Source organism: Citrobacter sp. Cf087 (assembly GCF_030334285.1).
Lineage (GTDB): Bacteria > Pseudomonadota > Gammaproteobacteria > Enterobacterales > Enterobacteriaceae > Citrobacter > Citrobacter freundii.
The window spans coordinates 262,940-275,598 of record NZ_JAOWED010000022.1; the positions used below are offsets into that span (position 1 = coordinate 262,940).

Below are 12,659 nucleotides of genomic sequence, written 5' to 3' on the forward strand. Positions count from 1 at the left end.
AAAGAAAGAGGTTATTTCAATGGCAGCTAAATCCATTATTGAAGTTGACGTGAATGATGAGAAATTCCTGTCATTTATGGATAAATTCAATGAGTACCAGGCTGCTCTTGAAGAACTTCCCGAAGCGTGGCGGGCATCTGCGCAGGGTATTGGCGACAGCGCCCGCGAAACGTCAAAAGCATCCTCAGAAGCTGAGGGGATGACAAAGGCGTTTTTGGATGGTGTTGATGCGCTGAATATGATGGTGAATAACCTCGATCGCATCAATACAAGCCTTGATGATGCCAATAAACGCCAGAGTGACCTTAATAAGAAAACTGCCGGTTCTTCCGGGATATTTGGCAAACTTAAAAAGGACTCAAAAGAGTTCGCCGGCCATATCAAAGACGCCACTGTCAGCCTGCTGTCATGGGGCGGTATTGTAGGGCTGTTCACTGGCGTTCTTGGGGCTGGTGGGTTATTCGGTCTGAACCGCCTGGCATCCACCGCGAGCGCCCAGAGATTTACCTCAATGGGGCTCAATACCTCGATTGGCGCACTGGATTCAACGGCCATTAACTACCAGCGTGCAGTTGCCAACCCAACAGCGACACTGGGCGCAATCCGTGACACTCAGGTCGATTTATCCCAACGCTGGAAATTCCAAGCGATGGGCATTAATAACCCTGACCGCTCTCCGGACCAGTTGCTGCCGGAGATGATCCGCGCCGCCAGGAGTATTTTCACGCAAACAGGTGGCACGTTGCAGGGTGCTAACGCCTACGGTCTGACCAGTTTCTTCAGTATTGACGACCTCAATCGCTTTAAAAATATGAGCGATGCCGAGATCGACGCTATGGAGAAACGCGCGAAGCGTGATGCTCAATTGCTGCAGATCACTGATGAGCAGGCCCGGCAATGGCAGGACTTCAATGTTCAACTCGACTACAGCAGTCAGAGCATCAAAAACACGTTCATCCGTGGCCTTGGTCCACTCACTCCGGGGCTGACGAAACTCTCTGACGCGCTGTCCGGTGCTATCGATACTGTTCTGCAATCGCCAGAACTTGGGAAATGGATCGACGGGCTTGCTGGTGGTATTCAGCGGTTTGGCGATTACCTAGCCTCTCCCGATTTTAAAAACGATGTCGAAGACTTCATGGTAAAAGTCGAGAAGCTTGGAAAAGTAATTGGGAAGGTTGTCGACTGGATTCTTGGTAAAACAGACGCCGCGGGAATTATTGATGGTGTTAAATCAGAGTCGACAATTCTTAATGCAAACCCCGTAACAGATCCTAAGACAGGAAAGACCTATACGCCTGGCAGCGAGGATGATCCGCATGTTTGGGGATGGTTAAAAGGTGTTAAACGCTTCTTTTCCGGTGGGGAAATATCACCTGTCGATTCACAACCCGCAAATGTAAATGCCAAAGGTCGCACGATTGCCGATCGCTTCAACAACCCAGGAAATCTGAGGTGGGCGGAGGGTTATGAGACTAGTAACACTAAAAGCGGGAAGTTTGCTGTATTCCCTTCGCTGGATGAGGGGGTTCTTGCGGCAACAAAACAACTCCAGATATATGCCCAGCGTGGAACGAATACAGTCAGGGATATCGTTAGTAAATGGGCTCCGTCAAATGAAAATGATACAGAGGAATATATTCGTCATGTTGTTCGCTCGACCAAATTTAATGAGAACGAAAAACTTAACCTGAATGATCCCTATGTGCTGGCGAAGTTAATTTCTGCAATGGCATCAAAAGAGGGGGCAGGAAGCCGAGTTACAGAGGATAGGGTTATTCAAATTTACAACAACACAGGTGGTAATGCGATTGTTACCGGTGCACAGTTGGGAGCTATGGGATAATGGGTTTCACTCGCGAGATGTACAAACTGGGGTTTGAAATATCCCCGGTTATCCTGTGTGAAGGCATCGCACAGGCAATCCCTGGCGGCATGCTGCCGATTGTTGCCCTGACCCAAAGTGCCAGTTTTGTTACTGGTCTTTTGGGGGGCGCGATTAACCTTACAGACCTGGATAAGTATTTCTGTCACTGGAAGCCAGTGCAGGGCGCGACGATAGTAGATTATGACATTGCCCGCTATCCTTTTGCTAACCAGATTGTGGCCGCGAATGCCTTACTGGCACAGCCGTTGCGTGTTGCTCTGGAAATGAAGGCCCCGGTAAACGAAAACACCGGGGCAATGACAAAGCTGGTAACAATAAGCGCACTCCAGTCTGTCCTACAGGCACACGCCAACCTGGGCGGGACATTTATCGTTGCTACCCCATCAGTCATCTATAACCGCTGTATTTTGCGCACCGTAAAGGATGTCACCAGCGGCAATGACGCATTACCTCAGCTGACATGGATGTGGGATTTTGAGCAGCCTCTGATCACCAAAACCGGCGCAGAGCAGGCGGTAAATAACTTTCTTGGGAAAATTGGTGGCGGAGACAAAGTTACAGAATCAGCCTGGACAAGTACTGTCAATGCCCTTGGTAACACATCTCTTGGAGGCTCTGTCTCTGAGGCTATTACTGGTCTGCTTGGTAAATTGGGAGTGGCAATATGACATCTCAATATTACCCTTTTACGGGGGATGAGCGTCAAAGCATGGCGTTTACGCCGGTTCTTGATGGTACGGTTTATAACTGCCAGTTGAAATGGAATATTACCGCACAACGTTGGTATCTGCTTATCACAGATAGTTCTGGTAACACCATTCTTAATACAGCTTTAATTGGATCACCTGAAGCTGGTGGTATAAATATAATTTCCGGTATTTTTAGTTACACATCTATGTACTGGAGAGAAAAAAACGGACAGATTGAGGTAACCAGTTAATGCGTTATTACGATATCCAGATTTTCTCTCAGGTTGAAGGTGATAAACAAGAAAAGTTAATTCAACAGTATTCAAGCCATAAGAATGGTGTTTATAACCCCGGCGCATTGATGATTGAATTCGATATTCTCAGGTTTGGTGAGTCGACCCCTCAGGGAGAAACGCATTTAGCAATCTATGGCATTGGCCCAAAAGAAATGCAGCAGGCTCGACAGGACCTGTTCGGTAAGAGAATAAAAATATTCCTAGGCATGAAATCGGGTTTACCTCTGGCTGGTAAGGTTACGGCACCAAGTCTGGTGCTGGATGGTACGATTAATCAGGTGTTTGGTAACTGGCAAGGTACTGAGTTAAGGCTGGACTTCATAATTGTTGCGGGGCCGGTTACCAGCACACCAAGAGGAAAACTGGCACCACTGCCACTTACGTTTAACTGGAATGTCGGTCAGAAGCTATCTGTAGCATTAACTCAGTGCTTTCAGAGAATTGGCGGTTATACATTTAACATCAATATTAGCGATCTGCTTGTCCTTACCTATTACAGGGATCTATTTTGTGATTCAATTGAAGAGTTGGCAAAAGACCTCAAAGCTTTTTCTTTATCTAAAATAAAAAATAAAGGCTATACCGGGGTCGAAATAGCAATAGTCAACGGTAATGAAATAAGGGTGTGGGACAATGACTACACGAATCATCCAGACAAGACATCAAGAGACAGTGCAACCGAAAGAAGTAAAAAACCAGTTCAAATTCACTTTAATGATCTTATCGGTCAGCCTACCTGGGTAAAATTCGACGTTATGAGTGTTGCTTGCGTCATGCGTGGCGATATCCAGGTGGGAGATCATATTCTTATGCCGCAGCAGGCAACCCCGATGATTAAGGCTGCGTCGTATTCTCAGTACCGAGATGACTCTGCATTCTCTGGGCAATTTGAGGTTTCCTCTGTTCGTTTGCTCGGTAACAGCAGACAACCGTCAGCAGGGTCGTGGATAACAATCATTGAAGCGTATCCGTTCATTGAGGTAGGTAAAAAATGAGCATCGGCCAGAAATTAAATTTTGGTGCAAACATGAATCGGTTTGCAGAAAGAAAAGTGGAAGCTGCGCTGCAAAAAGCAGGAAAGGTGCTCCCTGCCAGTGTAGTAAAACAGAGCGGGAATATGGTCACAGTGGCTTTTGAGCTGCGCGACATCCCTTATGTGCTTCCTCAGGTTACCATCCCGCTATTTGGTCCTCAGTACATCCGATACCCAATGCAGCCGGGCGATAAGGGGATAGTCATCCCGGCGGATACTTATCTGGGAGGGGTAAGCGGGCAGGGAGGTGGTATTGCCGACCTGACACCACCGGCGAACCTTAGCGCGCTGGTATTTTTGCCAATCAGTAATACAGAGTGGGAAGGCGTCGACGGTCAGGTTGTGACCATTTACGGGCCCGAAGGTGTCACCATTCGGGATGCTGGCAGCAACACAACGTTTTTACTTACTCCTGACAGCATAACCATCGCCACTCCAACGCAGTTCAAAGTGACCGTAGGGTCAACAGTTTTCACACTCACGGACGGTATGTGGAATCTGACTGGTCAGGCAGGGAAGTTGAAGGACGGAACAGCCAGCACAAGCCCGGCGATTATGTACGAGGGCTGGAAGTCGCTTGTTTCCTGGTGCAACAGCCATGTTCACTCCAACGGAAACGGCGGCAACAATACCGGGAATGCAACAGTGCAATTTAACGGGAATATCACTGAATGAGAACCTACGGCAGGAATTCAGATGGTAAGTGGACTCTGGTCGAAACAGATGAGAATGGATTCAACGACGCGGTTTACCTGACTACTCTGGTGCAAAATCTGAAGCTGGCGCCGCAAGAGTCTCCATTCTTTGCGAACAATGGTATTCCGGCCAACGGATCAGTGATTCAACAGGTGTTGCCTACGTACTACGTTAACCGCCTGCAACAGCAATTTAGCCCCTACTTTTCATCGCTACAAATTGCTTTGGTCAGTGATGATCCACCTGTCTATAACATTTCGGCGATAACCAACGCTGGTTCTAAAATTATTGCAACGGTGAACGTATGAGTGATTTATCTGTTAGCTACACAGCTGCTGGCCCGGTTCCGCAAACCCCAGAAAGTCTGCGCGAGCAACTGGTGTCACTGGCCGTTCAAATGGCGCCAGGCATTACCACAGAGTTACCAGGCTCACTGATTGAGGATATCGTGAGCACAGACGTTGGCGCACTGCTAATCTGCGATCAGGCGAGAGTTGATCTCATTAATTCGGTAGGGCCGCTTAAGGCTAACATTTACATGCTTAACCTGCTGGCTCAACAGGCTGGTATTGCACCACAGAAGACGCAGGGGGCAACGACTGTTCCTGTGCAATTCGACGGCCCGGCAGGATTTGGTATTCCGCAGGGGTTTGTAGTGTCCGATGGGATCTATACCTATACGCTTAACGATGCCACGATTATTCCCTCGTCTGGAGTTACGCCGCAGGTAACCTGTACGGCCACCACGACAGGATCATGGGCGGTACCTGCTGGCACCGTTACCCAGATAATTACCAGCGTTCCTGACGAAATTACATTGACCTGCACAAATCCGGTTGCAGGAGTTCCTGGCTTAGAGCGTGAATCAAACTATCAGTTTCGTGATCGCGTCTGGGAATCCCAGATGTCAACAGTTCAGGGATACCCTGGCTTCATCCGGCAGAAGCTTACTGATGTTAATGGTGTGCAGGCTCGCCTAGTATCAGTCGTACAGGACGGTAATAGCTGGATCATCATGTGCGGGGGAGGTGATATTTATGAAATGGCTGGGGCCATTTTTAAATCTGCCGGAGATATCAGCAGGCTAAAAGGAGCGACAGTAGACGTTACTGGTATAACGAATGCTAATCCTGGTGTCGTCACCACAGGTATAACTCATGGATTGACCAACGGACAGGTGGTCAACATTTCTGGCGTGAATGGTATGACTGGAATTAACAACGTTCCACTAAACGCAACAGTGCTCACACCGCATACGTTTTCAATAGGTATAGATACTTCAGCGTCCGGTTCGTGGACCGGGGGCGGAGAGGTCACGCCAAATGTAAGAAATAATGTGGTGACCATAAACGACTGGCCGGATAACTATCTAATCCCGTTTGTTATACCGTTGCAGCAAAATGTTACGGTGAAATTTGAGTGGGGATCTGAAGGGGTGAATTACCTGACCGATGCTACAATTTTAACGCTGGTATCAGCACCTGTAATTCAGTATATAAATGGGATTTATGCGGGTAAGCCGTTAAATATTAATAACCTGAAAGATACCTTCCTTCAGTCCGTCAATGCAACTATTGATATGAGTTTAATTAGTAAACTCAATGTTATTATTACGGTTAATGGTATTGTTACAAACCCTGACCCGAACACAAACATTATAAGTGGCGACCCATTTAGTTACTTCTACATCGCGTCAGATGGCGTAACTGTTGACGGAGTGTGAAATGCTTGAGGATATTATCCGTTCGTACCTGTACACGCAGTACAATGATGATGACAATATCCGTGCTTTCGTGACTGCGTATAACACGATGGCAAAAAATATTTATGACTGGATGCGGACTGCGAATCTGCCTATTTTTGTTGGCGGGTATAATTCAGGGGATCAACTCAGGTGGATAGCTCGTGGCATATATGGCGTGAAACCTCCTGTATTGGCAAGCGGTCGGCAGCTGGTACTCGGGGCATTCAATACATTCACGTTTAACACTGTACCCTTCAATACCCGCAAAGTAATAAACCAGTCAGAGCAAGTTGTTGTCTCTGATGATCTGTTCAAGCGGATCATGACGTGGAATTTCTATAAAGGGGATGGGTTTTACTTCACAATACCCTGGCTGAAACGTCGGATTATGCGGTTCCTTACGGGAGTAAACGGGGTTGATGTCGTGAACGACCAACACTGGAGTATTTCGGTGTTGTTCTCTGGTGAAGGAGCTAGTGTCTCAATTATTAAGGGGTTCAGAAAGCTGACTGATTCTTCGGTATACAACACGCAGATGTTCAATAGCAGGGCTTACAACCAGAAAACTAGCGTTCTCATCAAAAGTAACGAGTATGAGTACGCATCGCTGTTCAAGCAGGCTTTCGACAGTGGATTGCTCCACATGCCGTTTTATCAACCAGTGAGCGTGACTATTATTGGGTGAGTGGTGTAAACTGATGAAGTCATTTTAAAATCTGGATGCGACGATGAAACCTTCAGGATTACTGATACTTTTGACTTTGATTTTTTCTAATTTCGCTTTCTCTGGTGTTAATAGCATTAGTTCACTTTCTGTTACGGATGAACAGCAATTCAATGAAAAAATTAAAGAAGTGAAAAACACAGGGTTAAAGCCAACAGATGAAAATATTTATAATATATGTTTTGCTTCCTCAATGTTGCTTGTAAATGCAGCGAATGACGCTGTTAGTGGTCAATTTGTTGGTGATAAATGGATCGGCGACTTGCTTCTTATCAGCCATGACGAGTACAGAAATATTGTAAAGAAATTGATTAAAACAGGAGGTGTGATGGAAATAAAAAATAACCCAGAGTATTTTGACAAAAATTTCCAAATGAACTGCCGCGCTTCTCCTGAAGAGTACATAAAAAATTATAATAATATATTTAGACTAAAATTAACGAAAGAAGATTTAAAAAATCAATGGTGATGGCTCTAGACCACATTTGACTAAACAGAACAAACCTCGCTTCGGCGGGGTTTTTTATTGCCAAAAATCCCGGAGGAAAAATGGCACTATCTCTTTTAGCCGCTAACAATGCTCAGACAGTGCTGGCGGCGGGAATCAGTTCAACTGCAACATCTCTTACCGTAAATACCGGGACAGGTACTCTGTTCCCATCTCCGGTGACAGGAACCAGCTTCTTTAAACTTACAATCATCGATGCTGCCACAGGCACTCTTACTGAGATTGTTCATGTTACCGCCAGAAATGGTGATGTCTTTACTATCCAGCGTGGACAGGAGGGAACAGTCCCTCGAGCATGGTCTGCTAATGACATTGTGGCGAACATGATGACGGCCGGAACGCTGTCCTACATCCTTGGGAACTTCCAGCCGCTGGATCCTACATTGACGGCGTTAGCCGCGTTAGTGGGCGTCGCGAATAAATTGCCATATTTCAACGGGGATGATACTGCAGCTTTAACAGACCTCACTCAGGTAGGTCGTGATATTATCGGCAAGACTGATATTGCTGCTGTTCTCCAATACCTTGGTCTGCAATTCTTTAAATCATCCCCATCCTCGGTTTCCTCTGCATTTACAAGCGTTTTTTCTCCAGATGAGAATATACGCATCGTTCTGGCAAATAACAGAGTGTGGGGGGTACAGGATAATGATGGTAACGTTATCCCTCTTCCGCTGGATCGTGGCGGCCTCGGAGCCACTTCGGCAGAAGAAGGAGTAAAAAACCTCGGTCTTGCTGATTCCGAGGGGCGTGTTGGTCGACTTATTAACGTAAGGGTTATTACAGCGTCAGGTACATACACCCCAAGCGCTGGCACAAAGTCAGTAGTGGCAGAGATTCAGGGCGGTGGAGGTGCGGGTGGTGGTTCGTTAGGTTCTGTACCGACACAGGCATCTGCAGGAACCGGTGGTAATGCAGGTGCTTATATTCTCCACCGGTTCACTACTCCACCTTCCGGAATCACTGTAACGATTGGTGCGGGCGGTATGGGAGTCCCTGGTGCTAATGGCAATCCTGGCGGTAACACGTCGTTCGGTTCTATGACTGCCCCAGGGGGGGCGGGCGGCATTTATTATGCCCCGCAGACGCCACCATTTTTCTCATTTAACAACTCAAGCTCAGTCACTCCCACGGGTGGGAATCTGGTGAATAAGGCAGGTCAGCGTGGTGACCCTGCAACAGTAACATCGCCTCTATATGGCGGATCAGGAGATGGCGGGGCATCGTTGCTTGGTGGAGGCGGTGATGGTCGTGGTGTCGTGGCTGTTTCAAGCAATGGTAATACAGCTACTGGTTATGGAGCAGGAGGCGGAGGCGCGACAAGCGGAGGCGGTTCAGGTGGGAATGCTTCTGGAGGGAATGGGGCGCCGGGTGTCGTAATTGTATGGGAGTGCGCATAATGAACCAGACATATGCAGTGGTTCGCGCCGGCGTTGTCGTGAATATGATTATTATTGATCCCTCTACGCTGGGTGGTGATCGAGGTGCAAATACAGGTGAGGTATCTGGTGGTGGTGGCGATTCAGATTATGGTGGGCAGCTGGTTCAGACTGTAGATGGTGTGGGAATTGGCTGGCATTATGCTGATGGGGTTTTTACGGCTCCGGCTATTGAAAAAACAGCAGATGAAATCGCCCGAGAAAACATGGCAACGGCCAACAGCGAATATGCCGCAGCATCAATAAAAATCACCGGCCTCAATGAGCGTATTGCCGATGAGGATTGGTCTGGCACAGCAGAGAGTGTTATTCGTGAAGATTTGCTGGCGTGGACTGCTTATCGAAAAGCACTGCGAGCTTATATCAGCGCGGCAGACTGGTCTAAACGGCTACCTGAGTCGCCAGAATAGGAACCTTTGGGAGAATGCCCGGCATAGCCGGGCAACGGTTAAACCCCATCATTCTTGTCTTGAAACAATCGTACCTGCAAAAATGTATACAATTAAAATATCTCATTGGATCGCAATGAAGCTTCGGTTTTCTTTTTTCTCCAATACTCATATCCCTGAGAAGTCACTCGGAGAGAACTTAAATCAATCATCCAACTGCCTTCATTAGTGCCAGAACCATCAAAGCTGATCTTGCCTTTCAAAAAACCGTCATCGTGTAAAAATGCAATGTATCCATAGACCTCTTTGAGATTTCCGATTTCATCGACCAGATCTTTCCATGCTGCATCAGTGATGCTTTCAGGATAGGCGTCAACAAAATATTTCAGGGTGGTGATTTTTTTAGGGGGGCTGATGTTCATTGGAGTCTCCTTTTTTGACCGGTCAATTTTATCATAAATTGCCATGACAATTTGGGGTGGTCCAATCTGGCCTTTACACCAAATGTACAGTGGCTGGTCTTGTTAGCCATGGTTAAAGAGCTATTAAAATATTTTGTCTCACTAAAAACACGAATCCGCTTTCTGTCGTAACTTTAGTGAAACACTTTCGTGCTTTTAATGAGCCGCTTCAATGGGGGTTATCAATCCCTGCATCCATGTAGTTTATTGCTTTCTGTAACTCCTTTATCAATTCTTCTGCACGAGTACGTGAGATACACATAAACTGGTCTGGGAATTCCTTTACTGGCCAATGTGGGATGCAGGCCATGTTATCGATGAATGATGCGGACAGATAGACTTCATTTGTGAGCAAGGAATAGCCGACGTCAAAATCGGCTAATTCTTGTAGGCTGCTGACATTGGACTCTCTGTTTTTCATGATAGCCTCGTTACTGTGTTTTTATACAGTTACTATCATCAATAGCAGATAATCAGTCAAGACATAGTGCATAATTTCGAAGAATATCGCTGTTTGCGTTGTGCATAATGTATTGTTTTTGATGTGCTTTTTGTATTGACGTTATTCTTTTTTATTGTGTTATCAGTTTGATTTTTAAGTGTTATTTTTCGGTCTTGAAAACCGGCGACCCGAAAGGGTTCTAGAGTTCGAATCTCTACGCTTCCGCCAAACATAAACCCCAAGCTATCAAATAGCTTGGGGTTTTTTCGTTTTGCTCGGTTTATATTTTGTCTTCCTTTACTCGTCTTAGTCGCGCAAGGGCAACAGTGCTGCTGACCGGTTGAATACTGGTGAAATGAGTAATCACCCCGCCTCGCAAAAGCTACATGAGCGAACGTCTCTTCATTCGTCGTAATATCCATAGCAGCCCCAGCATAATAGCCAGATAGCCCATAACGTAATTCCCTTGCTGTTTTCGTTCAGAGAGCGCCGGATCGGCTGCCCATGCCAGAAAGGCGGTAACATCCCTGGCGTATTGCTCCTCAGTTTCAGCTTTCTGTGACGCCGGACTCCATTGGATCTCTCCGCTATTCAGCGGTTTCGGCATGTTAATCACGCCGCCCGGAAAATAGCGGTTAGCCTTCAGTTCGGGATCGTCAGGCAGATAGCCGGTGAGTAACGCGTAGACGTAATCAGCTCCCTGGTCCGTGTAGGGCAGAAAAGCATCTAACAGGAATTGCGGAAATCCACGATCGTATGAGCGGGCGCGGACGATATAGCTCAGGTCAACAGGTTCTGCGCCATTATTAAGGTATCGAGCTTCCCGCTCGTTTAAATATGGCGATATAAAGCTGTCATTTAGCGTCCCGTCCCGCTCACCCATCTGGCCGTCATCCTGAATCTCAGGAAACTGATAGCCGTTAGCGATACTTCTTGCTTCTTCTTCCGTGAGTTCCGGGCCGCCGGATCTGGTCAAGGTTCGAAAGGTAAGGTGCTTCATGCCGTGACAAGCGCGACACTTCTCTTCATAAACCTGCAGACCACGCCGAAGCTGCTCTTTATCATACTGGCCATTGATGCCGCTGAAACTCCATTCCTGTCGTTCAGGCGTGGCTTCTTGCGCATAGGTGGAGCCCAGTCCCAATAGAGAAAAACACAGAACACTGAATTTCAATAGTCGTTTCATTATCAGTCCTGTTTTTCCAGAAAACGACGGCAAGGTAATACGATTAAAAACCAGGCAAACCAAATCAGCGTCGAAAGCTGGGACGCGGCACGTATCCAACCTTCTTCGTTACGAAAACCGTCAAGAAGGTCGGGGCCAACCAGCGCTTTCGATCCTAACCAGCCTAAAAAGCAGGCATTGATGACCCACAGCCAGAATCCGCATTTGACCAGCTTGCTGTAATGGCGAAAACGAGCCCGGGAGGTATCAAGCCAGGGAAGAAAATAGAAAATCAGTATCGAACCGCACATCGCGGCTAGTCCTACGAATTCATTCGGGAAGCAGCGCAAGATGGAGAAGAAGGGAAGGAAATACCATTCTGGCGCAACAATTGCCGGTGTAATCGTTGGGTCTGCGGGAATAAAGTTATCGGCGCTGCTCAGATAGTGCGGAGCAAAGAATAAAAACCAGGCGAAGAGCATCAAAAAAAGGGTGATTTTGATGGCATCGAGATCGGTAATTTTGTAATCGAACAACAGGCTCCTGGACTCTTTCTCGCTGAACTTCTTTTTCATCGCCTGGGCAAACGCTGACTGTACGGTTCGTATATGAAAAACCGTTGCCACGACAATCACAAAAGGAAGAATAAAGTGGATAACAAAAAAGCGGCCAAGCATCGGTGTTCCCGGCGTATGGCTACCGACTAAATATGCGTATAACGTATCACCCACTAGCGGAATGGCCTGGGCAAAGCGAGTAATGACCGTTGCCGCCCAGTAGCTTTTTTGCCCCCAGATAAGACTATAACCAAGAAATGCGGTTATCATCAGGAGGATATACAGCGTGACACTAATCAACCACATTGTTGTCCAGGGCTTGCGGTACACGTTGTAGTACATACCGCGAAAAATATGCAGATAACAGGCAAAGAAAAAGAGCGATGCGCCAATAGCATGCATATTACGTATCAGTTCTCCGTGGCGAACCGCACGCATAATATGAATAATGGAGTCAAATGCCAGCCCGGCTGTCGGCACGTAAAACATCGCCAGTACGATACCTGTCAGGATCTGCACGCCGAGCATAACCAGCAGGATTGCGCCGATAGCGAACAGCCAGAGTCCGGCAATCGAACGAGGAAAAGGAATTCGCCAGCGAAGCGAATAGACGCGCTCACTCATCATG

15 protein-coding genes are annotated in these 12,659 nt (G+C 47.1%); 11 read left to right on the forward strand and 4 right to left on the reverse strand.

What is annotated here, in order from left to right; genetic code table 11:
* The first annotated feature begins 19 nt into the window (after positions 1-19).
* From OGV57_RS03255 to OGV57_RS03305, 11 genes are all read left to right on the forward strand, one after another.
* Positions 20-1,846, forward strand: a complete 1,827-nt coding sequence (locus OGV57_RS03255) for a hypothetical protein (protein WP_071684424.1) — start codon at positions 20-22, stop codon at positions 1,844-1,846.
* The gene (locus tag OGV57_RS03260; protein WP_071684425.1) at positions 1,846-2,556 is read left to right on the forward strand and encodes a hypothetical protein; all 711 of its coding nucleotides are present in this window, start codon (positions 1,846-1,848) and stop codon (positions 2,554-2,556) included. The genes OGV57_RS03255 and OGV57_RS03260 overlap by 1 nt, the downstream gene beginning before the upstream one ends.
* The gene (locus tag OGV57_RS03265) at positions 2,553-2,828 is read left to right on the forward strand and encodes a phage baseplate plug family protein (protein WP_003833587.1); all 276 of its coding nucleotides are present in this window, start codon (positions 2,553-2,555) and stop codon (positions 2,826-2,828) included. Before OGV57_RS03260 ends, OGV57_RS03265 begins: the two co-directional genes overlap by 4 nt.
* Positions 2,828-3,868, forward strand: a complete 1,041-nt coding sequence (locus OGV57_RS03270; RefSeq protein ID WP_071684426.1) for a hypothetical protein — start codon at positions 2,828-2,830, stop codon at positions 3,866-3,868. Before OGV57_RS03265 ends, OGV57_RS03270 begins: the two co-directional genes overlap by 1 nt.
* Positions 3,865-4,581 (forward strand): LolA-like protein, encoded by a 717-nt coding sequence (locus OGV57_RS03275; protein WP_003833583.1) that lies wholly within the window; start codon positions 3,865-3,867, stop codon positions 4,579-4,581. Before OGV57_RS03270 ends, OGV57_RS03275 begins: the two co-directional genes overlap by 4 nt.
* Entirely contained in the window at positions 4,578-4,910 is a 333-nt protein-coding gene (locus OGV57_RS03280) for a hypothetical protein (RefSeq protein WP_003833581.1), read from the forward strand. Before OGV57_RS03275 ends, OGV57_RS03280 begins: the two co-directional genes overlap by 4 nt.
* On the forward strand, positions 4,907-6,325 hold the full coding sequence (locus OGV57_RS03285; protein ID WP_003833578.1) for a ubiquitin-activating E1 FCCH domain-containing protein: 1,419 nt from the start codon (positions 4,907-4,909) through the stop codon (positions 6,323-6,325). The genes OGV57_RS03280 and OGV57_RS03285 overlap by 4 nt, the downstream gene beginning before the upstream one ends.
* Position 6,326: 1 nt before the next feature.
* Positions 6,327-7,031 carry a hypothetical protein gene (locus OGV57_RS03290; protein WP_003833576.1) on the forward strand — a complete coding sequence of 235 codons (705 nt, stop codon included), beginning with the start codon at positions 6,327-6,329 and terminating at the stop codon, positions 7,029-7,031.
* 43 nt (positions 7,032-7,074) lie between these two features.
* Positions 7,075-7,539: a hypothetical protein gene (locus OGV57_RS03295; RefSeq protein WP_003833575.1), complete on the forward strand. Its 465-nt coding sequence runs from the start codon at positions 7,075-7,077 to the stop codon at positions 7,537-7,539.
* Between the two features lie 80 nt (positions 7,540-7,619).
* Positions 7,620-8,978: a glycine-rich domain-containing protein gene (locus OGV57_RS03300; RefSeq protein WP_286530759.1), complete on the forward strand. Its 1,359-nt coding sequence runs from the start codon at positions 7,620-7,622 to the stop codon at positions 8,976-8,978.
* The gene (locus tag OGV57_RS03305; RefSeq protein WP_213190893.1) at positions 8,978-9,427 is read left to right on the forward strand and encodes a hypothetical protein; all 450 of its coding nucleotides are present in this window, start codon (positions 8,978-8,980) and stop codon (positions 9,425-9,427) included. The genes OGV57_RS03300 and OGV57_RS03305 overlap by 1 nt, the downstream gene beginning before the upstream one ends.
* Before the next feature lie 92 nt (positions 9,428-9,519).
* On the opposite strand, the gene OGV57_RS03310 is transcribed toward OGV57_RS03305, so the two are convergent.
* From OGV57_RS03310 to OGV57_RS03325, 4 genes are all read right to left on the reverse strand, one after another.
* Positions 9,520-9,828 carry a hypothetical protein gene (locus OGV57_RS03310; protein WP_200014951.1) on the reverse strand — a complete coding sequence of 103 codons (309 nt, stop codon included), beginning with the start codon at positions 9,826-9,828 and terminating at the stop codon, positions 9,520-9,522.
* Positions 9,829-10,036: 208 nt separating this feature from the next.
* Positions 10,037-10,288: a hypothetical protein gene (locus tag OGV57_RS03315; RefSeq protein ID WP_200014950.1), complete on the reverse strand. Its 252-nt coding sequence runs from the start codon at positions 10,286-10,288 to the stop codon at positions 10,037-10,039.
* A gap of 403 nt (positions 10,289-10,691) precedes the next feature.
* Positions 10,692-11,495, reverse strand: coding sequence for a cytochrome c1 (locus tag OGV57_RS03320; protein ID WP_016149885.1), 804 nt, complete (start codon positions 11,493-11,495; stop codon positions 10,692-10,694).
* Between the two features lie 2 nt (positions 11,496-11,497).
* Positions 11,498-12,658, reverse strand: a complete 1,161-nt coding sequence (locus tag OGV57_RS03325; protein WP_032936278.1) for a cytochrome b — start codon at positions 12,656-12,658, stop codon at positions 11,498-11,500.
* Between the last annotated feature and the right edge of the window lies 1 nt (position 12,659).